Genomic DNA, 22,209 nt, shown 5'->3' on the forward strand with positions numbered 1-22,209 from the left:
ATCGAATGCTCAGATATACCCGTAATGCCCTGGTTCTGGGATCGCTGGTTTTGCTTAGCGGCTGCGATAACGGATCCTCTTCTTCTTCCTCTGGAAATCCCGACACGCCTGATAACCAGGATGTCGTTGTACGTTTACCTGACGTTGCGGTGCCCGGCGAAGCGGTCACGGCGGTAGCAAACCAGGCGGTTATCCATCTGGTGGATATTGCCGGAATCACCAGTAGCGATGCGGCGGACTACAGCAGCAAAAACCTCTATCTGTGGAATAACGAAACCTGCGACGCGCTGAGCTCGCCGGTAGCTGACTGGAGCGATGTCAGCACTACGCCGACGGGCAGCGATAAATATGGCCCGTACTGGGTGGTTCCACTCAACAAAGAAAACGGTTGTATCAACGTCATTGTCCGCGACGGCACTGATAAGCTGATCGACAGCGACCTGAAGGTATCGTTTAGCGATTTTAGCGACAGGACAGTATCGGTTATCGCCGGTAACAGCGCGGTCTATGACTCCCGCGCCGATGCTTTCCGCGCCGCTTTCGGCGTGGCGCTGGCCGAAGCCCACTGGGTCGATAAAAACACGCTGCTGTGGCCGGGCGGGCAGGATAAACCCATCGTCCGCCTCTACTATAGCCACAGCAGTAAAGTGGCGGCCGACAGCGAAGGTAAATTCACCGACCGCTATCTGAAGCTCACGCCGACCACCGTTAGCCAGCAGGTCAGCATGCGCTTTCCGCACCTTTCCAGCTATGCTGCCTTTAAGCTGCCGGACAACGCTAACGTTGATGAACTGCTGCAGGGCGAAACGGTCACCATTGCCGCCGAAGAGGACGGGATCCTGATCTCCGCCACTCAGGTGCAGACGGCTGGCGTACTCGACGACACCTATGCCGAAGCGGCGGAAGCCCTGAATTACGGCGCGCAGCCGATCGACGGCGGCGTCACCTTCCGCGTCTGGGCACCGACCGCTCAGCAGGTGGATGTGGTGCTGTACAGCGCGGACAAGAAAGTGATAGGCAGCCATCCGATGACCCGCGATAGCGCATCCGGCGCGTGGTCCTGGCAGGGCGGCAGCGATCTGAAAGGCGCATTCTACCGCTATGCGATGACGGTTTATCATCCGCAGTCGCGCAAGGTGGAACAGTATGAAGTCACCGACCCGTATGCGCATAGCCTGTCGACCAACTCGGAATACAGCCAGGTCGTCGATCTCAACGACAGCGCGCTCAAGCCTGACGGCTGGGATAGCCTGACGATGCCGCATGCCCAGAAGACGAAAGCGGATTTAGCGAAGATGACGATTCATGAATCGCATATTCGCGATCTCTCCGCCTGGGACCAGACCGTTCCGGCCGAACTGCGCGGTAAATACCTTGCGCTGACCGCCGGTGACAGCAATATGGTGCAGCATCTGAAGAAGCTCTCGGCTTCAGGCGTGACGCATATTGAACTGCTGCCGGTGTTCGATCTGGCGACGGTGAACGAGTTCACCGATAAAGTCGCCGATATTCAGCAACCGTTCAGCCGCTTATGTGAAGTAAACAGCGCGGTGAAAAGCAGCGAGTTCGCCGGATACTGCGACAGCGGTTCCACGGTGGAAGAGGTGTTAAATCAGCTTAAGCAGAGCGATAGCCAGGATAACCCGCAGGTTCAGGCGCTGAATACGCTGGTGGCGCAGACCGACTCCTACAACTGGGGTTACGATCCGTTCCACTATACGGTTCCGGAAGGTTCCTACGCGACCGATCCGGAAGGAACGACACGTATCAAAGAGTTCCGCACCATGATTCAGACGATCAAGCAGGATCTGGGGATGAACGTTATTATGGACGTGGTGTACAACCACACCAACGCCGCCGGGCCAACCGACCGCACCTCGGTGCTGGATAAGATAGTGCCCTGGTACTATCAGCGCTTGAATGAAACCACCGGCAGCGTTGAATCCGCTACCTGCTGTTCCGACTCCGCGCCGGAGCATCGGATGTTCGCCAGGCTTATCGCCGACTCGCTGGCGGTGTGGACCACCGATTATAAGATCGATGGCTTCCGCTTCGATCTGATGGGCTACCATCCGAAGGCGCAAATTCTCTCTGCGTGGGATCGCATTAAGGCCCTGAATCCGGATATCTACTTCTTCGGTGAAGGCTGGGATTCTAATCAGAGCGATCGCTTTGAAATCGCTTCGCAGCTCAACCTGAAAGGCACCGGTATCGGGACGTTTTCCGATCGTCTGCGCGATTCGGTGCGCGGCGGCGGGCCGTTCGACTCCGGCGATGCGCTGCGGCAGAACCAGGGCGTCGGCAGCGGCGCAGGCGTATTAGCAAACGAAATTACCAGCCTGAGTGATGACCAGGTCCGCCACCTGGCCGACCTGACCCGCCTGGGGATGGCCGGTAACCTTGCCGACTTTGTGATGATCGACAAGGACGGCGCGGTGAAGAAAGGCAGCGAGATTGACTATAACGGCGCGCCTGGCGGCTATGCCGCAGACCCGACGGAAGTCGTCAACTATGTTTCGAAGCACGACAACCAGACCCTGTGGGACATGATCAGCTATAAAGCGTCCCAGGAGGCCGACCTGGCGACCCGCGTCCGCATGCAGGCGGTGTCGCTGGCGACGGTGATGCTGGGACAAGGTATCGCTTTTGACCAGCAGGGCTCTGAGCTGCTGCGTTCGAAATCCTTTACCCGCGACTCCTACGACTCCGGCGACTGGTTCAACCGCGTTGATTACTCCCTGCAGGATAACAACTACAACGTCGGGATGCCGCGCATCAGCGATGACGGCAGCAACTATGAGGTGATTTCCCGCGTTAAAGATATGGTTGCCACGCCGGGTGAAGCTGAACTGAAGCAGATGACCGCGTTCTATCAGGAGCTGACCGAACTGCGGAAATCTTCTCCGCTGTTCACCTTAGGCGACGGTAGCGCGGTAATGAAGCGCGTGGATTTCCGCAATACTGGCGCAGATCAGCAGGCAGGTCTGCTGATTATGACCGTCGATGACGGGGTGAAAGCGGGCGCTAGCCTGGATAGCCGCCTTGACGGCCTGGTGGTGGCGATCAACGCCGCGCCGGAAAGCCGTACGCTGAGTGACTTTGCCGGTGAAACGCTGCAGCTGAGCGCTATCCAGCAGGCGGCGGGCGAAAACTCGCTGGCAAACGGCGTACAGATTGCCGCCGACGGTACCGTCACGCTGCCGGCCTGGTCCGTTGCGGTGCTGGAAGTGCCGCAGGGCGAAGCCCAGGGCGCTGGCCTGCCGGTAAGCAGTAAGTAAGACCTGTACCTCCCGGCCGGCGGTGTGTAAACCGCAGGCCGGGATTACCTTTCTTTATTAAGGAGAAAGCCAGTGCTTGTTCGCCAGCAGGAGCCGTTTCCTCAACCTGAAGTACCGGCTATTTCCGGGAAAGTGGTACAGATCCCCTATGTGGCCGTACCGCTGTACGCCGCGCTGCTGATTGCGCTCGGCTGGTTTAGTGGCGAGCAGTGGCGGAATAAACCTCAGCCGAATTTGCCGCCGGTAGCCCAGGCGGTGCTAGTACCGCTAAATCAACCGGCGGTCAAAACTGCCGTCAAGCCGGTTAAAGCCGAGCCAGAAACTCTGGCTGAAGCGGCAATTGAGGTCGATGAGGATAAGCTGCCGCCTCTGCGCTACAGCGCGCATGTCTACGCTTCGCTGGCGGAGAAGCGCAGCATTGTATTGAACGGACAATCATGGAAGGAGGGCGATTCGCCGTTGCCGAACCTGGTTATCGAGCAGATTCAACAGGACCTCACCGTATTTAGTTTTAACGGTAAAACGTTTACCCTCGCGGCGCTGGATGACTGGCCGGGCGGGACCATTGAGGAGAGTCCACAGGGAGAATAAAAATAGCGCAACCGCGATTAAAATAATCGCTATTTATTGCCGCGCAGACTATCAATAAATGGCGCCAGCTGGCGATTAAACTGACTGCATTTTGTCGCTTCCGGCGTACTATCCTGCTGGAGCTGTTGATATAGCTGGGTGCTGCGCTGGCTTAGCATATTTCCATCAATATTTTCCCATCCACGTTTTTTACCTACATTTATTACCGCGCGGTTAATGACATCATCGGCGGGAAGATCGCTGCGGTTGCATTTATTCTTCAGATAGCGCGCTCCGGCGGCAACGGAGGCGAGCTGCTCAAGCTGGGCCTGACCGCTAACGGCGGGACTTAGCGTTGTGGAACGATTTTGCTGGCAGCCGGAGAGCAGGGCGACGGCTATAAGCGGAAATATAATAAAGTTGCGCATAATATATTAATCTGAAAAATTAATTGGCCGATAGTTTAACAAATATTTTTCTGCAGTCATCATAAAATCTGTCAGATTATAAATGTTAAGCGGCTCGCGTTTTTATCATTACAGTCTTTTAAATTCCTTTTTCTTTCATTTGAGAAATTTCTGTCTCATGGACAAAATAATATTCCCTGTTGTTAATATTTTGGTTTCTGACGGCGGCGCGTAGCCGTGACGGCTGATTGAGATGTACATTTTTATGTTATTAAAAAACATAATAAATTCCCATTTGTTACCTCCGGCGCATGTAAAATGCTGGTTAAGAATGTCGCGGTTTAGTGCTATCCTGTATCGCCTGAACATAAAGTGCTATGTTCCGAACAGTTCGGTTAATGAAATGCGTAATGATATGATTTTAAAAGCGAATTTTTAAAGTGACAATCTTGCGAGCGACATAGTAGCGCGTCGCACGATTTATCGCTGGTCGTCTGGAAATCCACTCCTTCCAGCGCCAGTTTGAGAGATTTCTTCTTTCCCCAGCGCGGGGAAACATTGAGAATCAGGCTATTACGCCTGTAAGTTGCGGAGAAAAAGCATGGCGGGAGATGACCGCGAGCCGATCGGACGTAAGGGGAGACCCTCACGCCCGGCAAAACAAAAGGTAACTCGCCGTCGGGTTCGGGAAGAGGACTACGACGACGATTACGATGATGATGACTATGAGGATGAAAGACCGATGCCGAGGAAAGGAAAAGGCAAAGGCGGTAAGCCCCCTCGTCGTAAACGCACCTGGCTGTGGCTGCTGATTAAAATTGGCATCGTCTGCGCGGTACTGATTGCCGCCTACGGCGTCTACCTCGATCAGAAAATCCGCAGCCGCATTGACGGTAAAGTCTGGGATCTGCCCGCCGCGGTATATGGCCGGATGGTCAACCTTGAGCCGGATATGCAGATCAGCAAAAACGAAATGGTGCGCCTGCTTAATGCAACCCAGTATCGCCAGGTGAGCGCGATGACGCGCCCGGGTGAATACACGGTACAGGCTAACAGTATCGAGATGATCCGCCGACCGTTCGATTTCCCGGACAGTAAAGAAGGGCAGGTGCGCGCGCGCCTGAGCTTTGATGGCGACCGTCTGGACACTATCGAGAATATGGATAACAACCGCCAGTTCGGTTTCTTCCGCCTCGATCCGCGCCTGATCACCATGCTGCAATCGGCCAACGGCGAACAGCGTCTGTTTGTTAAGCGCAACGGCTTCCCGGATCTGCTGGTCGATACGCTGCTGGCGACCGAAGACCGTCATTTCTACGAGCATGACGGGATCAGCCTTTACTCGATTGGTCGCGCGGTGCTGGCTAACCTGACCGCCGGTCGGACGGTGCAGGGGGCGAGTACGTTGACCCAGCAGCTGGTGAAGAACCTGTTCCTCTCCAGCGAACGTTCGTACTGGCGTAAGATTAATGAAGCCTATATGGCGCTAATCGTTGATGCCCGCTACAGCAAGGATCGTATCCTTGAGCTGTATATGAACGAAGTGTACCTCGGTCAGAGCGGCGATAACGAGATCCGCGGCTTCCCGCTGGCGAGCCTCTATTACTTTGGTCGCCCGGTAGAAGAGCTGAGCCTCGATCAACAGGCGCTGCTGGTGGGGATGGTAAAAGGCGCGTCGGTTTACAACCCGTGGCGTAACCCGAAGCTGGCGCTGGAGCGACGCAACCTCGTGCTGCGTCTTCTGCAGCAGCAGCAGGTTATCGATCAGGAGCTGTATGACATGCTGAGCGCCCGTCCGCTGGGCGTACAGCCGCGCGGCGGGGTCATCTCTCCGCAGCCTGCGTTTATGCAGATGGTGCGCCAGGAGCTGCAGGCGAAGATGGGCGACAAAGTGAAAGATCTCTCCGGCGTGAAGATCTTTACCACCTTCGACTCTGTCGCGCAGGACGCGGCGGAAAAAGCGGCGATAGAGGGTATTCCGGCGCTGAAGAAACAGCGTAAGCTGCCGGATCTGGAAACCGCAATGGTGGTGGTCGACCGCTTTACCGGCGAGGTGCGGGCGATGGTCGGCGGGGCGGAGCCGCAGTTTGCCGGCTATAACCGTGCGATGCAGGCGCGCCGCTCGATTGGTTCACTGGCAAAACCGGCGACCTATCTGACCGCGCTCAGTCAGCCGAATCTGTATCGACTCAATACCTGGATTGCCGATGCGCCAATTTCGATTCGCCTGTCCAACGGCCAGACCTGGTCGCCGCAGAACGACGATCGTCGCTATAGCGAGAGCGGAAAGGTGATGCTGGTTGACGCGCTGACGCGTTCAATGAACGTGCCGACGGTGAACCTCGGAATGGCGCTGGGCCTGCCGGCGGTAGTCGATACCTGGACGAAGCTGGGCGCGCCGAAGAATCAGCTAAATGCGGTTCCGTCTATGCTGCTGGGTGCGCTGAACCTGACGCCGATTGAAGTGGCGCAGGCGTTCCAGACCATTGCCAGCGGAGGGAACCGCGCGCCGCTGTCAGCGCTGCGTTCCGTTATTGCTGAAGATGGTACGGTGCTGTATCAGAGCTATCCGCAGGCGGAACGCGCGGTTCCGGCCCAGGCGGCTTATATGACGCTATGGACCATGCAGCAGGTGGTACAGCGCGGTACCGGCCGTCAGCTGGGCGCGAAGTATCCGGGTCTGCATCTGGCGGGTAAAACCGGGACTACCAACAACAACGTTGATACCTGGTTTGCCGGCATTGACGGCGGTCAGGTGACTATTACCTGGGTGGGCCGTGATAATAACCAGCCGACTAAGCTGTACGGCGCCAGCGGAGCGATGTCGATCTATCAGCGCTACCTGGCTAACCAGACGCCAACGCCGTTGGTGCTGACCGCACCGGAAGATGTGGTGGATATGGGCGTCGATGGCAGCGGTAACTTTGTCTGCAGCGGCGGAATGCGCTCGCTTCCGGTATGGACGACCTCGCCGGACGCGCTGTGTCGTCAGGGCGAGCAAATTCAACAGCAGCAGCTTCAGCAGCAGCAGGCGAATAATCCGTTCAATCAATCCGGGCAGCAGCAGCCGCAGCAGAATCAGCAGCAGCAACCGCCGAAGCAGGAGAAGAGCGATGGCGTAGCGGGCTGGATTAAGGATATGTTCGGCGGTAACTAATTCTCCGCTTCATCCTTTAAGCCGCCTCTTTGTTGGCTGCGTTCAGAAACCCCAGTCACATAGTTATCTATGTTCCTGGGGATTTCTTCTCTTGCCGCCTCGATGCGGCTTGAATGATTTTGCGGATTATAAATAAGCCCTCTAATACCTCAGTATTAGAGGGCTTATTTATATCTGTAAAAAACTTAACAGCAGTTTAACTCCACAATTACCGTCTGGTTATTTATTCAGCCTTTGACACGTAATCAGGGGCATATTTCTTGCCATATATTCCGCGTTTCGCCTATTATGTCGACCGTTATAATAATAATTCTCGTTTACGTTATCATTCACTTCTATCAGAGATATACCCATGGCGCGTCCAAAAACTGCTCAGCCAAATCACTCGCTGCGTAAAATCGCAGCGGTAGTAGCCACGGCGGTTAGCGGCATGTCTGTTTATGCACAGGCGGCAGTTGAACCGAAAGAAGAAACCATCACCGTAACCGCCGCTCCGGCACCGCAGGAAAGCGCGTGGGGACCGGCGGCGACCGTTGCGGCGAAGCATTCGGCTACTGCCACAAAAACTGATACACCCATCGAAAAAACGCCGCAGTCTATTTCCGTGGTAACCCGCCAGGAAATGGAGATGAAGCAGCCGACGACGGTCAAAGAAGCGTTGTCCTATACGCCAGGCGTCTTCTCTACCCGCGGCAGCTCAACCACCTATGATGTAGTGACTATTCGTGGTTTCACCACGTCAACGACGGTGAATACCAACCAGTATCTGGATGGGATGAAGCTGCAGGGCAACAACTATTCCGAAGTATCGATGGACCCTTATTTCCTCGAACGTGTGGAAGTGATGCGCGGGCCAACGTCGGTGCTGTACGGCAACAGCAACCCTGGCGGTATCGTCAGTATGGTCAGCAAGCGTCCGACCGCTGAACCGCTGAAAGAAATTCAGTTTAAAATGGGTACAGATAACCTGTGGCAGACGGGATTTGATTTCAGCGATGCCATTGATGATGACGGCGTGTGGTCCTATCGCCTCACCGGTTTAGGCCGCAGCCAGGACTCCCAGCAGCAAATGGCGAAGTCTACCCGTTACGCGGTCGCACCATCCTTCAGCTGGCGTCCGGATGACAAAACGGACTTCACTTTCCTGAGCAATTTCCAGAGCGATCCGAATGCCGGATATTACGGCTGGCTGCCGCGTGAAGGGACGGTGGTGCCGTATTACGACGCCAACGGCAAGGCGCATAAGCTGCCGACTGACTTCAACGAGGGTGAATCGAATAACAAGATGGCCCGCCGTCAGCAGATGGTTGGCTACAGCTTCTCGCATCAGTTTGATGACACTTTTACCGTGCGTCAGAACCTGCGTTACGCCGACGTTCATACCCTGTATCGCTCGGTCTACGGCAACGGTTATTCTGCCCCGGGAAAAATCAACCGTGCCTATGTTCGCTCTGATGAGAACCTCAATACGTTTACCGTTGATACCCAGCTGCAGTCTGATTTCGCTACCGGCGCGGTAGGGCATACCCTGTTAACCGGCGTCGATTATTCGCGCATGCGCAACGATGTTAACGCGGATTATGGGACGGCTTCCGCGATTGACATGCAGAACCCGCAGTATGGCAATCCAAACGTGAGCGTTTACTTCCCCTATTCAGTGCTGAACCGTATGGAGCAGACCGGCCTGTATGCGCAGGATCAGATGGAGTGGGATAAGTGGGTGATGACGCTGGGAGGCCGCTATGATTATGCGATGGCTTCAACCCTGACGCGCCCTGCGAATACTCTCGCCAAAAATCACGATCAGCAGTTCACCTGGCGCGGCGGCATTAACTATCTGTTTGATAACGGTATCTCGCCATACTTCAGCTATAGCCAGTCTTTTGAGCCGGTTTCCGGATCGTCGCTGGACGGAAAACCCTTCGATGCTTCCCACGGCGAGCAGTATGAAGCCGGCGTGAAGTACGTACCGAAGGATATGCCGGTGGTGCTGACTGCTGCGGTATACCAGCTGACTAAAGATAAAAATCTGACGGCGGATCCTAATAATTCCTCATTCAGTATCCAGACCGGCGAGATCCGCTCTCGCGGTATTGAGCTGGAGGCGAAAGCGGCGGTTAACGCCAATATCAACGTGACGGCTTCTTATACCTACACCGATGCTGAGTACCAGCACGACACCACCTTTAACGGTAAGCGTCCGGCGGAAGTCCCGCGCAATATGGCCTCGCTGTGGGCAGATTACACCTTCCACGAAACCGCGCTTAGCGGCCTGACGGTGGGGGCCGGTGCGCGCTATGTTGGTTCAACGGTCAGCTATTACAAAAACGATACTTCGACGGGGAAAAAAGACGACTCCTTCAACGTCGCAGGCTATGCGTTAATGGATGCTACCGTGAAATATGATTTAGCGCGCTTTGGGCTGCCTGGATCGTCGATCGGGGTCAACGTCAACAATCTGTTCGATCGCGAATACGTTTCCAGCTGCTACAGCGAATACGCATGCTACTGGGGCGCTGAGCGCCAGGTTGTGGCGACCGCGACTTTCCGTTTCTAACCACTTAACGGGCGCGGTTCGCCGCGCCTCTGACCGGGTTCCGTTATGCAGGAAAACACTCCGCACTCCGACACGACGTTTTCGCTGGACCGCGTGACCTTTCGCGTGCCCGGCCGTACGCTGCTGCATCCTCTCTCATTAACCTTCCCGGCGGGAAAAGTGACTGGCCTGATTGGCCATAACGGCTCTGGTAAATCAACGCTGCTGAAAATGCTGGGCCGCCATCAGCCGCCCTCGGAAGGGGATGTGTTACTCGACGGTCAGCCGCTCGACAGCTGGGGCAGCAAAGCGTTTGCCCGCAAAGTCGCCTACCTGCCGCAGCAGCTGCCGCCGGCAGAGGGCATGACGGTGCGCGAACTGGTGGCTATCGGCCGCTACCCGTGGCACGGGGCGCTGGGGCGTTTTGGCGCGGCGGATCGGGAGAAAGTGGAAGAGGCAATTGCGCTGGTCGGGCTAAAACCGCTGGCCCACCGGCTGGTGGACAGCCTCTCCGGCGGTGAACGCCAGCGCGCGTGGATTGCCATGCTGGTAGCCCAGGATAGCCGCTGCCTGCTGCTTGATGAACCGACCTCGGCGCTGGATATCGCCCACCAGGTGGATGTGCTGGCGCTGGTGCATCGCCTCAGCCAGCAGCGTGGGCTGACGGTAATTGCCGTCCTGCACGATATTAATATGGCTGCCCGCTACTGCGACTATCTGGTTGCGTTGCGCGGCGGTGAAATGATCGCTCAGGGAACGCCCGCGGAGCTGATGCGCAGCGAAACCCTGGAACAAATTTACGGCATCCCGATGGGGATCCTGCCGCATCCGGCTGGCGCAGCGCCGGTAAGTTTTGTCTATTGATGGAAAACCTCACGTTAATCACGCGGCGGCGCCTGCTGGCCGCGATGGCGCTGTCGCCGCTGCTGTGGCATACGCGCGGCGTGCGGGCGGCGGAAGTTGATCCGCAGCGTATTGTCGCTCTCGAATGGCTGCCGGTAGAGCTGCTGCTGGCGCTGGGCGTCACGCCCTACGGCGTGGCCGATATTCCTAACTACAGGCTGTGGGTTAATGAACCGGCGCTACCTGATTCGGTGATTGATGTCGGTCTGCGCACCGAGCCCAATCTGGAGCTGCTGACGCAGATGAAGCCGTCATTTCTTGTCTGGTCGGCGGGATACGGCCCGTCGGCTGAAAAGCTGGCGCGCATTGCGCCCGGGCGAGGATTCACTTTTAGCGACGGTAAGCGTCCGCTGATGATGGCCCAGCAGTCGCTTAACGAAATGGCTGAGCTGATCGGCAGGCAGCAGGAAGCGAAGCGCCATCTGACGGAGTTTGACGCGCTGATGGAGATCCTGCGCCCGCGTTTTGCCCACCGCGGCGATCGACCGCTGCTGATGATTACTCTGCTTGATACCCGCCACGTGCTGGTTTTTGCGCAAAACAGCCTGTTCCAGGAAGTACTCGACCGCTTTACCATCAACAATGCCTGGCAGGGGGAAACTACCTTCTGGGGCAGCGTCACCGTTGGCATCGACCGACTGGCGGCATATAAAGACGCCGACGTGATCTGCTTCGACCACGGCAATGCGCGGGAGATGGCTCAGCTCATGGCGACGCCGCTGTGGCAAGCGATGCCGTTTGTTCGCGAGGGGCGTTTTCAGCGCGTGCCGGCGGTGTGGTTCTATGGCGCGACGCTATCGGCGATGCATTTTGCCCGCGTGCTGGCCGACGCTCAGGGAGGTACGGCGTGAGATCGCGAATATCTCCTTTGGCGGCCTCATTGCTGCTGATTCTCTTTTTCGCCGCTTTTGCGCTGACGCTTATCAACCTCAACGTGGCGCTGCCGCGCAGCGAGTGGGGGCAGGCGCTGTGGCAGCCGAATATCGATAATATCGCCCAGATGCTGTTCCACTACAGTCTGTTACCGCGGCTGGCGATATCGCTGCTGGTCGGCGCCGGATTGGGGCTGGTGGGCGTGCTGTTCCAGCAGGTGCTGCGTAACCCGCTGGCGGAGCCGACGACGCTAGGCGTGGCGACTGGAGCGCAGTTAGGCATGACGGTCACCACGCTGTGGGCGATCCCTGGCGTGCTGGCGTCGCAGTTCGCCGCGCTGGCCGGGGCCTGTCTTGTCGGCGCGCTGGTATTTGGCGTCTCCTGGGGTAAACGCCTCTCGCCGGTGACGTTGATTCTGGCTGGGCTGGTGGTAAGCCTGTACTGCGGGGCGCTTAATCAACTGATGGCGATCTTCCATCACGATCAGCTGCAAAGTATGTTCCTGTGGAGTACCGGAACCCTGACCCAGACCGACTGGAGCGTGGCGCAGCGACTGTGGCCGCAGCTGCTGGGCGGAGCCATTTTAACGCTGCTGCTGCTGCGTCCGCTGACCCTGATGGGGCTGGACGACGGCGTGGCGCGCAACCTCGGGCTGGCGCTCTCGCTGGCGCGGCTGGGCGCGTTGACCCTGGCGATTGTCATTAGCGCCTTGCTGGTGAATGCGGTGGGGATTATTGGTTTTATCGGCCTGTTCGCGCCGCTGCTGGCGAAGATGCTGGGCGCTCGCCGCTTGTTATCGCGCCTGCTGCTGGCGTCGCTGATTGGCGCGCTGCTGCTGTGGCTCTCCGATCAGGTTATCCTCTGGCTGGCCCGGGTGTGGATGGAAATCTCCACCGGTTCGGTGACCGCGCTGATTGGCGCGCCGCTGCTGCTCTGGCTGCTGCCGCGTCTGCGCAGTATTAGCGCGCCGGTGATGCACGGCGGCGATAAGATTCTGGCGGAACGGCAACATGTGCTGTGGTTCGCGCTGGGCGGGCTGGCGATGCTGCTGCTGGCTATTGTCGCTGCGCTGGCTTTCGGCCGCGATGCGCAGGGTTGGCACTGGGCCAGCGGTACGCTACTTGAGCAACTGATGCCCTGGCGCTGGCCGCGCATTCTGGCGGCGCTGTTCGCCGGTATGATGCTGGCGGTGGCAGGCTGCATTATTCAACGGTTAACCGGCAACCCGATGGCCAGCCCGGAAGTGCTCGGCATCAGCTCAGGTGCGGCGTTTGGTGTGGTGGTGATGCTGTTCTTTGTGCCGGGAAATGCCTTTGGCTGGCTGCTGCCAGCCGGCAGCCTTGGGGCCGCGGCGACGCTGCTGATCATCCTGATTGCCGCCGGACGCGGCGGGTTCTCACCGCATCGCATGCTGCTGGCGGGAATGGCGCTGAGCACGGCGTTTACCATGCTGCTGATGATGCTGCAGGCCAGCGGCGATCCGCGAATGGCGCAGATCCTGACGTGGATCTCCGGCTCCACCTATAGCGCGACGCCGGAGCTGGTGGTGCGCAGCGGCGTGGTAATGCTGATCCTGCTGGCGTTGGCCCCGCTTTGTCGCCGCTGGCTGACGATTCTACCGCTGGGCGGCGAGGCGGCGAGGGCGGTCGGGATGGCGCTGACGCCGTCACGCATTGGGCTACTGCTGCTGGCGGCATGTCTGACCGCGGCCGCGACGCTAACGATTGGACCGCTGAGCTTTGTAGGCCTGATGGCGCCGCATATTGCCCGTATGATGGGGTTCCGGCGGACCATGCCGCATATGGTGATCTCCGGGCTGATTGGTGGGGTGCTGCTGGTATTCGCCGACTGGTGCGGCAGAATGATGATGTTTCCGTACCAGGTCCCGGCCGGATTGCTGTCGACCTTTATCGGCGCGCCGTACTTTATCTATCTGTTAAGAAAGCAGAGCCGGTAGCTTTTCAGCATCGCGATGCCCGGCGGGCGTCGCGATGTCATAGCTGTTTTGCCCGGATTCAGATCGGACTAACTGCGGAATTCTGCAACTGCTCTAACTCGTTTTCTGTCACTTCCGTAAGCTGGATAATCAGCGATCGCTCCATGCCGTTTTCCAGCATCCGGTTGGCAATTTTTAGTCGGGCCTTTTCCTGGCCCCATTCAATAAAAAGCTCTTTGCCGTTTTTTTCCAGCCATTCGTTCAGCGTTTCCATTGACTCCTCCTGCGGTATATGACTTACCAGTCCATTGAAAAAAGCCTTAGGGTTTTCGGTGTGACCGCGCTGCCCCATATAGCTAAATAACACTTTTAGCTGCTCGGCGGTAGTGTATCCCGCGTTCAGCAGAATCCCCAATTGCTCCAGCAGCAGCATGAGATCCCGCTGGCGAATATGCTTTTGCAGGAGCTCCAGGATCGCAATACGCCGGTGCTGCATAATCGCGTCGTCAGGGATCACCGTGATATCGACCAGCGGAAAAGGGCGGTTGTAGATTATTTTTGCCCACTCCGGCGAGTCGAACATGTTGTACCAGTTCATCGGGAAGGGGTAGGGCGAGGTTTTGCCCTGATAAAATAGAATGGGAACGACCAGCGGGAGATGCGTATTTCCCGCTTCCAGGTGGCGCTGCATGGCGGCGACGGCATAGCGCATCAGGCGAAACGCCATCTGTTTGTCCGGCGAGCTTTGATGCTCAATAAGCACGTGGATATAGCCCGTCTTATTATTGATTTTCAAAGAGTACAGCACGTCGGAATAATAGGCGCGCAGGTCTTCCTCAATAAAATTACCTGATTCCAGCTGTAGCGTGTTGAGATCGCATAGCGAGCGCAGGTCTGCCGGAAGATGGATATCGATAAAGTCTCTGGCGGTATCGGTATGCGCCAGTAGCTGTTTGAAGATAGCATCATGCGGGGTGGGAGAAGATGGCGTTGTCATCCTGAGCGATCCTTGCGGCTGAGTTTCCGCTGAGAATCTGCTTTTGCCTGCCCATTGTCTGCCGACGATTTTGGGTTCTACGAGGCGGGATGATGACAATCTTTCGAAGCGATCGCGTTTGCATCCTGCTATGCGTGGGCCAACGCAAAATGATGCTTTTGAACAATATACGTATTGCCGGGGCAGGGTTGCCCCGGCAATCAGGTTACAGCTTCGCGAAGGCGTTACGCGCGGCGGCGACGGTATTATCGATATCTTCTTCGCTATGGGCGATGGACATAAAGCCCGCTTCAAACGCCGATGGCGCCAGATAGATACCTTCTTCCAGCATCAGATGGAAGAAGCGCTTGAAGCGCTCTACATCGCACTTCACCACATCCTGATAGCAGGTTACGGTTGGCGCATCGGTAAAGAAAATGCCGAACATGCCGCCAACATTATTGACCACCAGCGGAATACCGGCATCGCGAGCGGCGTCCAGCAGACCCTGTGCCAGCTGGTTGGTCAGGTCGGTTAAGGTTTCATGCACGCCCGGCTGCGCCACTTCGGTTAAGCAGGCGAAACCTGCCGCCATCGCAATTGGGTTGCCGGAGAGGGTGCCTGCCTGGTAAACCGGGCCAGTCGGAGCCAGGGCATCCATCACCTCACGGCGACCGCCGAAGGCGCCAACCGGCATACCGCCGCCGATGATTTTGCCAAGGCAGGTCAAATCCGGCACTACGCCGTAGTAATCCTGCGCGCCTGCCAGCGCTACGCGGAAGCCGGTCATCACTTCATCAATAATCAGCAGCGCGCCGAATTCGTCGCACAGCGCGCGCAGGCCCGGCAGAAACTCCGGCTGCGGCGGAATGCAGTTCATATTACCGGCCACCGGCTCGACGATGATGCAGGCGATATCCTGCGGGTACTGTTCGAACGCGGCGCGAACCGATGCCAGATCGTTATAGGTGCAGGTCAGGGTGTGTTTGGCGAAATCCGCCGGCACGCCCGGTGAGTTCGGTTGGCCGAGCGTCAGCGCGCCCGAACCGGCTTTCACCAGCAGGCAGTCGGCGTGGCCGTGGTAGCAGCCTTCAAACTTGATAATTTTGTCGCGACCGGTAAAGCCGCGCGCCAGGCGGATGGCGCTCATGGTGGCTTCGGTGCCGGAGTTCACCATGCGCACCATATCCATGGTCGGGACCAGTTCGGTGACCAGCGCCGCCATTTTAACTTCCATCTCCGTCGGCGCGCCAAAGCTCAGCCCGCGCTCGGCGGCTTGAATAACCGCGTTGCGGATTGCCGGATGATTGTGACCGAGCACCATGGGGCCCCAGGAACCAACATAATCGATATACGCTTTGCCATCGACATCGTAGAGGTAGGCGCCGTCTGCGCGCTCGATAAACAGCGGCGTACCGCCAACGCCGGTAAAGGCGCGTACCGGGGAGTTCACGCCGCCGGGAATAAGTTCACGCGCAGCGTTATACAGATTTTCAGATTTGCTCATTGCCAGGGTCCTGGTTCGTGAAAAATGTTTTGTCGACTATTCTAAGTTATTCCAGGAAGGTTATGAAAGTTTTGCCCAATTGAAACAATGGGGTCGCGGCGCATTTTTTTGACGACGGAGCCATCCCGGTTGGCTAGAATGCCCTTCTTTCTATTTGTATTACTAATCATTGATAATGGCATGAAAGCAGAAAATCCCTCTTCTTCAGCACATCAGTTCGTCCGCGTTCGCCGTAGCGATGCCGTGCGTCGGTTGATTCAGCGTGATAAAACGCCGCTGGCGGTGTTATTGATGGCTGCCGTCGTCGGAACGCTGGCGGGGCTGGTTGGCGTCGCGTTTGAGAAAAGCGTTAATTGGGTACAAAACGTGCGTATTAGCGCGCTGGTAGAGGTGGCGGACCACTGGTTTCTGGTCTGGCCGCTGGCCTTTATCCTCTCCGCTTTGCTGGCAATGGTGGGATATTTTCTCGTACGTCGTTTTGCCCCGGAAGCGGGCGGCTCCGGGATCCCGGAAATTGAAGGCGCGCTGGAAGAGCTGCGCCCCGTTCGCTGGTGGCGCGTGCTGCCGGTTAAGTTTATCGGTGGGATGGGGACGCTGGGCGCGGGAATGGTGCTTGGACGCGAAGGGCCGATGGTGCAGCTTGGGGGCAACCTTGGACGTATGGTGGTCGATGTGTTCCGCATGCGCAGTCCGGAAGCTCGCCATACGCTGCTGGCGACCGGTGCCGCAGCAGGACTCTCCGCTGCGTTTAACGCGCCGCTGGCCGGGATTCTGTTTATTATTGAAGAGATGCGCCCGCAGTTTCGCTACAACCTGATCTCCATTAAAGCCGTGTTTACCGGCGTGATTATGGCAACCATCGTTTTTCGCATTTTTAACGGCGATAAAGCGGTTATTGAGGTCGGCAAGCTCAGCAATGCGCCGGTCAACACGCTGTGGCTGTATTTGATCCTCGGGATGATTTTTGGCTGCATCGGCCCTTTGTTTAATACCTTAGTGCTGCGTACCCAGGATATGTTCCAGCGCATTCACGGCGGAAATATCAAAAAGTGGGTGTTGATTGGCGGATTAATCGGCGGCAGCTGCGGTGTGCTTGGGCTGATTCAGCCAGCGGCGTCCGGCGGCGGGTTTAACCTGATCCCCATCGCTGCGGAGGGCAATTTTTCCGTCGGCCTGCTGCTATTTATTTTTATCGCCAGGGTGATCACCACGCTGCTCTGCTTCTCTTCCGGCGCGCCCGGCGGTATTTTTGCGCCGATGCTGGCGCTGGGTACGCTACTGGGTACGGCGTTTGGTATGGCGGCGACGCCGCTGTTTCCGGCGTATCATCTGGATGCGGGAACTTTTGCCATTGCCGGCATGGGGGCGCTACTCGCCGCCTCGGTGCGCGCGCCGTTGACCGGTATCGTGCTGGTGCTGGAGATGACCGATAACTATCAGCTCATTTTGCCAATGATTATTACCTGTCTCGGCGCAACACTATTGGCACAATTCCTCGGCGGTAAGCCTTTATACTCGACCATTCTGCAGCGTACCCTGGCAAAACAAAAAGCGGAACAGGAAGCAAAGGCGCAGCCGGCCGGCGGGGAGAATACTTGAACGATTTACTCGGGTATTAGATAATGGCTCAAAAGGTCGGGTTATTCTTTAACCGGTCAGAAGTATCAATGGGAGCATAAAATGAGTGATGACGTAGCGTTGCCGCTGGAGTTTACCGAAGCCGCAGCGAGTAAAGTAAAAGACCTGATTGCAGATGAAGACAATCCGAACCTGAAACTGCGCGTGTATATCACCGGCGGTGGCTGCAGCGGTTTCCAGTATGGTTTCACCTTCGACGATCAGGTTAACGATGGCGATATGACCATTGAGAAGCAGGGCGTTGGTCTGGTGGTTGACCCCATGAGTCTGCAGTATCTGGTCGGCGGTTCCGTCGATTATACCGAAGGTCTGGAAGGCTCGCGTTTTATCGTGACTAACCCGAATGCGAAAAGCACCTGCGGCTGCGGCTCCTCGTTCAGCGTCTGACGCCTGCCCCGGCAGATATCGCTCTGCCGGGAAGATTTTTTAACTCCCGTTCTCATCAAGCGCAAAAGTTGGCAGCTTCAGGTGCCAGCGGATTGCAGCCAGCCTGATGACCAGCGTGACCACCATACCTATCATCGCCGCGTTTTCTAACGGAACCTGAAAAGTGTAGTACGCCGTCGCATGCACGATGCCGCCAGCGATACAGGCCGTGGCGTAGATTTCCGTGCGCAGAATCATCGGGATTTCGCGCGCCAGCACGTCGCGGATAATCCCCCCGCCGACGCCGGTGACGACGCCCATACAGACGGCCACCAGCGGCCCGCTATGGGCGATAAAGGCTTTGTTGACACCGATACCGACAAACACCGCCAGACCGACGGCGTCCAGCACCGGCAGCACCCATTTGGGTAACCGACGCGGCTGGCGTACCAGCAGAATAGTGAGCATGCTGGTGACCATCGCTACCACCAGATCGGTAGGATCTTTAACCCAAAATACCGGGCCGTTAGCAAGGGCCATATCGCGAATGGTTCCGCCGCCCACTGCGGTCACCACGCCCAGTACCAGCACGCCGAAAGGGTCCATACGCAGCTTTCCAGCCAGCAGGACGCCAGAGATGGCAAACACGGCGGTGCCAATAATATCCAGCCAATAGACAAGCATCGTCAGTTCCCACTTATAGCCTATCCCATCAGGCCATTTTATTTGCCATTCTGGCCCTGGGCAGTGCTCACAACCCTCACGTACTGCGCGTACGCTCCGGCTGTTCCGCGCTGTCCGTGTCCAGAGTGGCTGCAATAATTGCGCCCGGTAGGATAGGTTCTTCGCACCCGGATTATCGGGTGATTATTTTATCTGCTCGAGCGCAGTACAGAGCTGTTTTGCGGCGAGGATAATACGTGGGCTCGCGCGTTCAAACCAGTCGCCATGTAGCGCAATAAACGAAATTTTTAACTGATTCTGCCAGTAGCGCTCAACGGCGGGAAGTTCACTGGCGTCGCCGGCAATAACAATGGCCTGCGGCTGCCTTGCCAGCACCTGTTCGCGGCTGACCTGCGGCCAGGGAACCCGGCTGGCGGCAAAAATGTTCTCTCCTCCGCACAGGGTCAGAACCTGATCCTGAATCGACCCTTTGCTGGTAGTAAAGAGTGGGTTAGCGCCGAACTGAAGAAAAACCCGTTTTTTCGGCGCGGCAGCGTAGCGGGCTTTTAGCGACTGGTACTCATCGTGCATATCCTGCGCCGCCAGTTTCGCCTTTTCCGGCTGCGGACTCCACTGCGCCAGCTGGCGAAGCGTCGCGATAATATCTTCAATAGTCGAGGTTTCGACCCAGATAACTTTAATGCCGAGCGAACTTAGCTGATTCACCTGACGTTCCGCATTACCGCCGCGCCATGCCAGCACCAGATCCGGTTTGAGGGCGACGATACGTTCCAGATTCATCCCCTGCCAGCTGGAGACCTGCTCTATCTTCGCGGCTTCAGGGGGATAATCGGAATAGCTGCTGACACCAACCGGCGTAATACCGGCGGCAAACGCCAGCTCGGTGTTGGCGGGAGAGAGCGTAATCACCCGCGGCGCGGCGAAAAGCCACGCCGGGACCAGCAGCAGGGCGGTAAGCGCCGTTTTGATCGACTTAGCCACGGGCCAGGTGCTGCACCAGGTTTTCCACCATCAGGGTGGATTGTTTCGCGGCGACGGCGAGAAACTCGTCGAAGCTCAGATGCGACTGCTGATCGGCTACATCGGAGATGGCGCGAACGACAACAAACGGCACGCCATAGTTGTGGCAGACGTGCGCGATAGCCGTGGCTTCCATTTCTACGGCTACGGCCTGGGGAAAGTTGTGGCGAATTTTTGCCAGGCCAATGGACCCGTTAATAAAGGCATCGCCGCTGACGATCAGCCCGCGTACCGCATTAAGGTTCAGCGCCTTGATGCAGGTCTCTGCGGCGGCAATCAGCTTTTCGTCAGCTTTAAAACCGGCAGGGCAGCCCGGCAGTTGACCATATTCATAACCAAACGCGGTAACGTCAGCATCGTGGTAGCGAGTTTCATCGGAGACGACGATATCGCCGACCTTCAGGGTTGATGCAAGACCGCCCGCAGAACCGGTGTTAATAATCACATCCGGCTTACAGTGTTCCATCAGCAGGGTAGCACCCATAGCGGCGGCAACTTTACCAATACCCGATTTCAACAGAGCGACGTCAACGCCCTGCAGCTGGCCGGTGTAGATTTCGCTACCGCCGATAGTAATGGTCTGGCGGTTGTCGATTTTGTCGCGCAGAAGGGTAACTTCTTCTTCCATAGCGCCAATAATGCCGATTTTCATAGATTTACTCGCGATGTGTGGGTTTTAGCGGCATAGTCTATCATGCGCTTAGAAGGAAACGTTATTGCTCGCTCGGGGGAGATCATGGCTAAGATCGATTTTCGCAACAAGATTAACTGGCGTCGTCGCTACCGTTCGCCGCAGGGCGTTGAGACGGAGCATGAAATTCTGCGAATTTTCGAAAGCGATCGCGGGCGCATCATTAACTCTCCGGCGATCCGCCGGTTGCAGCAGAAAACCCAGGTTTTCCCGCTGGAGCGCAACGCTGCGGTGCGTACCCGTCTCACCCACTCCCTGGAAGTTCAGCAGGTTGGCCGCTATATCGCTAAAGAGGTGTTAAGTCGCCTGAAAGAGCAGAAGCTGCTGGAGAGCTACGGGCTGGATGAGCTCACCGGGCCGTTTGAAAGCATCGTTGAAATGGCCTGCCTGATGCACGATATCGGCAATCCTCCTTTCGGCCATTTTGGCGAGGCGGCAATTAACGATTGGTTCAGCCAGCGGCTATTTCCCGGCGATGCGGCCAGTCAGCCGTTAACCGACGATCGCTGCGTGGTTGCGGCGCTGCGCCTGCAGGAGGGCGATAGCCAGTTAAATGAGCTTCGGCGTAAGGTTCGCCAGGATTTATGCTGGTTTGAAGGCAACGCACAGGGCATTCGTTTAGTGCATACGCTGATGCGAATGAACCTCACCTGGGCGCAGGTGGGCTGTATTCTAAAATATACCCGTCCGGCCTGGTGGCGAGGAGAGACACCCGCCAGCCACAATTATTTAATGAAGAAACCTGGTTATTATTTAGCCGAAGAAGGCTATGTCGCGAGGCTGCGTAAAGAACTGGATCTGGCGCCTTACAATCGTTTCCCATTAACGTGGATTATGGAAGCCGCGGACGACATCTCATATTGTGTCGCCGATCTTGAAGATGCGGTGGAAAAACGCATCTTCAGCGTAGAGCAGCTTTATCAGCATCTTTATGAGGCCTGGGGCGTCCACGAAAAAGGTTCCTTGTTTAATCAAGTTGTCGAAAATGCCTGGGAGAAATCACGTGCGAATTCTCTTAGCCGCAGCACTGAAGATCAGTTTTTTATGTATTTACGGGTTAATACGCTTAACAGACTGGTGCCGTATGCGGCGCGGCGATTTATCGATAATCTGCCGAAGATTTTTAGCGGCGATTTTAATCACGCGCTGCTTGAAGATGATAGTGATTGCAGTCAATTGCTTGAGCTTTATAAAAATGTTGCGGTAAAACATGTGTTTAGCCATCCTGATGTCGAACAGCTGGAACTACAGGGCTATCGTGTTATTAGCGGTTTACTCGATATTTATCAGCCGTTGCTAAAATTATCGCTGGATGAGTTTAATCTGCTGGTGGAAAAAGAGCGGGTGAGAAGTTTACCGATTGCCTCGCGTCTGTTCCAGAAGCTTTCGACTCGTCATCGGTTGGCCTACGTAGAGGCGGTAAATAAGATTTCACGCAATAATCCGGAATTCCCGGTGATGGAATATTATTATCGCTGTCGTCTCATTCAGGACTATATCAGCGGTATGACCGACTTGTATGCATGGGATGAATATCGGCGACTAATGGCCGTGGAATAAGCCGGAGTTTTGTAAAGACGAACAATAAATTTTTACTTTTGCCAAAACTTCATTCCGGAACTTCGCGCTATAAAATGACTCTGATAGTGACGTACACAGCAACTATT

The 22,209-nt window shown here is 56.5% G+C and carries 16 protein-coding genes; 10 read left to right on the forward strand and 6 right to left on the reverse strand.

Translation table 11 applies throughout. The features are described 5' to 3' along the window. The first annotated feature begins 5 nt into the window (after positions 1–5). Together pulA and gspB are read left to right on the forward strand one after the other, a co-directional pair. The gene (pulA, locus tag GJ746_RS04735) at positions 6–3,278 is read left to right on the forward strand and encodes a pullulanase-type alpha-1,6-glucosidase (protein WP_154679156.1); all 3,273 of its coding nucleotides are present in this window, start codon (positions 6–8) and stop codon (positions 3,276–3,278) included. Positions 3,279–3,350: 72 nt separating this feature from the next. After that, on the forward strand, positions 3,351–3,869 hold the full coding sequence (gspB, locus tag GJ746_RS04740; protein ID WP_154679157.1) for a type II secretion system assembly factor GspB: 519 nt from the start codon (positions 3,351–3,353) through the stop codon (positions 3,867–3,869). 29 nt (positions 3,870–3,898) lie between these two features. On the opposite strand, the gene pulS is transcribed toward gspB, so the two are convergent. Further along, positions 3,899–4,276, reverse strand: a complete 378-nt coding sequence (pulS, locus tag GJ746_RS04745) for a GspS family T2SS pilot lipoprotein variant PulS (protein WP_154679158.1) — start codon at positions 4,274–4,276, stop codon at positions 3,899–3,901. A gap of 580 nt (positions 4,277–4,856) precedes the next feature. On the opposite strand from pulS, the gene mrcB reads away from it, so the two are divergent. The 5 genes from mrcB (at position 4,857) to fhuB (ending at position 13,681) form a co-directional block, all read left to right on the forward strand. After that, a complete protein-coding gene (mrcB, locus tag GJ746_RS04750) occupies positions 4,857–7,412 on the forward strand; it encodes a bifunctional glycosyl transferase/transpeptidase (protein WP_154679159.1) in 2,556 nt (851 codons plus the stop codon). A gap of 352 nt (positions 7,413–7,764) precedes the next feature. Beyond that, positions 7,765–9,969: a ferrichrome porin FhuA gene (gene fhuA / locus GJ746_RS04755; protein ID WP_154679160.1), complete on the forward strand. Its 2,205-nt coding sequence runs from the start codon at positions 7,765–7,767 to the stop codon at positions 9,967–9,969. A gap of 45 nt (positions 9,970–10,014) precedes the next feature. Further along, positions 10,015–10,812, forward strand: coding sequence for a Fe3+-hydroxamate ABC transporter ATP-binding protein FhuC (gene fhuC / locus GJ746_RS04760; protein ID WP_154679161.1), 798 nt, complete (start codon positions 10,015–10,017; stop codon positions 10,810–10,812). Beyond that, positions 10,812–11,702 carry a Fe(3+)-hydroxamate ABC transporter substrate-binding protein FhuD gene (gene fhuD / locus GJ746_RS04765; protein WP_154682644.1) on the forward strand — a complete coding sequence of 297 codons (891 nt, stop codon included), beginning with the start codon at positions 10,812–10,814 and terminating at the stop codon, positions 11,700–11,702. The genes fhuC and fhuD overlap by 1 nt, the downstream gene beginning before the upstream one ends. Continuing rightward, a complete protein-coding gene (gene fhuB / locus GJ746_RS04770) occupies positions 11,699–13,681 on the forward strand; it encodes a Fe(3+)-hydroxamate ABC transporter permease FhuB (RefSeq protein ID WP_154679162.1) in 1,983 nt (660 codons plus the stop codon). Before fhuD ends, fhuB begins: the two co-directional genes overlap by 4 nt. 58 nt (positions 13,682–13,739) lie before the next feature. Here fhuB and GJ746_RS04775 read toward each other — a convergent pair whose 3' ends face one another. Then, positions 13,740–14,657, reverse strand: a complete 918-nt coding sequence (locus GJ746_RS04775; RefSeq protein WP_154679163.1) for an Rpn family recombination-promoting nuclease/putative transposase — start codon at positions 14,655–14,657, stop codon at positions 13,740–13,742. A gap of 205 nt (positions 14,658–14,862) precedes the next feature. Continuing rightward, positions 14,863–16,143, reverse strand: coding sequence for a glutamate-1-semialdehyde 2,1-aminomutase (gene hemL / locus GJ746_RS04780; protein ID WP_154679164.1), 1,281 nt, complete (start codon positions 16,141–16,143; stop codon positions 14,863–14,865). A gap of 180 nt (positions 16,144–16,323) precedes the next feature. Here hemL and clcA point away from each other — a divergent pair, with 180 nt between their 5' ends. Together clcA and erpA are read left to right on the forward strand one after the other, a co-directional pair. Beyond that, a complete protein-coding gene (gene clcA / locus GJ746_RS04785; RefSeq protein WP_154679165.1) occupies positions 16,324–17,742 on the forward strand; it encodes a H(+)/Cl(-) exchange transporter ClcA in 1,419 nt (472 codons plus the stop codon). Between the two features lie 81 nt (positions 17,743–17,823). Beyond that, positions 17,824–18,168 (forward strand): iron-sulfur cluster insertion protein ErpA, encoded by a 345-nt coding sequence (gene erpA, locus GJ746_RS04790; protein WP_154679166.1) that lies wholly within the window; start codon positions 17,824–17,826, stop codon positions 18,166–18,168. 39 nt (positions 18,169–18,207) lie between these two features. On the opposite strand, the gene GJ746_RS04795 is transcribed toward erpA, so the two are convergent. The 3 genes from GJ746_RS04795 to mtnN all read right to left on the reverse strand — a co-directional run bounded on the left by GJ746_RS04795 (position 18,208) and on the right by mtnN (position 20,503). After that, positions 18,208–18,831: a TRIC cation channel family protein gene (locus tag GJ746_RS04795; protein ID WP_154679167.1), complete on the reverse strand. Its 624-nt coding sequence runs from the start codon at positions 18,829–18,831 to the stop codon at positions 18,208–18,210. A gap of 183 nt (positions 18,832–19,014) precedes the next feature. Further along, positions 19,015–19,812 carry a vitamin B12 ABC transporter substrate-binding protein BtuF gene (gene btuF / locus GJ746_RS04800; protein ID WP_154679168.1) on the reverse strand — a complete coding sequence of 266 codons (798 nt, stop codon included), beginning with the start codon at positions 19,810–19,812 and terminating at the stop codon, positions 19,015–19,017. Continuing rightward, entirely contained in the window at positions 19,805–20,503 is a 699-nt protein-coding gene (gene mtnN / locus GJ746_RS04805; protein WP_154679169.1) for a 5'-methylthioadenosine/S-adenosylhomocysteine nucleosidase, read from the reverse strand. The genes btuF and mtnN overlap by 8 nt, the downstream gene beginning before the upstream one ends. 84 nt (positions 20,504–20,587) lie before the next feature. On the opposite strand from mtnN, the gene dgt reads away from it, so the two are divergent. After that, the gene (dgt, locus tag GJ746_RS04810) at positions 20,588–22,102 is read left to right on the forward strand and encodes a dGTPase (protein ID WP_154679170.1); all 1,515 of its coding nucleotides are present in this window, start codon (positions 20,588–20,590) and stop codon (positions 22,100–22,102) included. Positions 22,103–22,209: the final 107 nt, after the last annotated feature.

It is taken from the genome of Klebsiella oxytoca (genome assembly GCF_009707385.1).
Lineage (GTDB): Bacteria > Pseudomonadota > Gammaproteobacteria > Enterobacterales > Enterobacteriaceae > Klebsiella > Klebsiella oxytoca_C.

Coding starts and splice junctions, on each gene's coding strand:
- pulS (WP_154679158.1), bottom strand. CDS start 4,276: ATGCGCAACTTTATTATATTTCCGCTTATAGCCGTCGCCCTGCTCTCC.
- erpA (WP_154679166.1), top strand. CDS start 17,824: ATGAGTGATGACGTAGCGTTGCCGCTGGAGTTTACCGAAGCCGCAGCG.
- hemL (WP_154679164.1), bottom strand. CDS start 16,143: ATGAGCAAATCTGAAAATCTGTATAACGCTGCGCGTGAACTTATTCCC.
- mtnN (WP_154679169.1), bottom strand. CDS start 20,503: ATGAAAATCGGCATTATTGGCGCTATGGAAGAAGAAGTTACCCTTCTG.
- fhuC (WP_154679161.1), top strand. CDS start 10,015: ATGCAGGAAAACACTCCGCACTCCGACACGACGTTTTCGCTGGACCGC.
- GJ746_RS04775 (WP_154679163.1), bottom strand. CDS start 14,657: ATGACAACGCCATCTTCTCCCACCCCGCATGATGCTATCTTCAAACAG.
- GJ746_RS04795 (WP_154679167.1), bottom strand. CDS start 18,831: ATGCTTGTCTATTGGCTGGATATTATTGGCACCGCCGTGTTTGCCATC.
- clcA (WP_154679165.1), top strand. CDS start 16,324: ATGAAAGCAGAAAATCCCTCTTCTTCAGCACATCAGTTCGTCCGCGTT.
- pulA (WP_154679156.1), top strand. CDS start 6: ATGCTCAGATATACCCGTAATGCCCTGGTTCTGGGATCGCTGGTTTTG.
- dgt (WP_154679170.1), top strand. CDS start 20,588: ATGGCTAAGATCGATTTTCGCAACAAGATTAACTGGCGTCGTCGCTAC.
- fhuD (WP_154682644.1), top strand. CDS start 10,812: ATGGAAAACCTCACGTTAATCACGCGGCGGCGCCTGCTGGCCGCGATG.
- fhuA (WP_154679160.1), top strand. CDS start 7,765: ATGGCGCGTCCAAAAACTGCTCAGCCAAATCACTCGCTGCGTAAAATC.
- mrcB (WP_154679159.1), top strand. CDS start 4,857: ATGGCGGGAGATGACCGCGAGCCGATCGGACGTAAGGGGAGACCCTCA.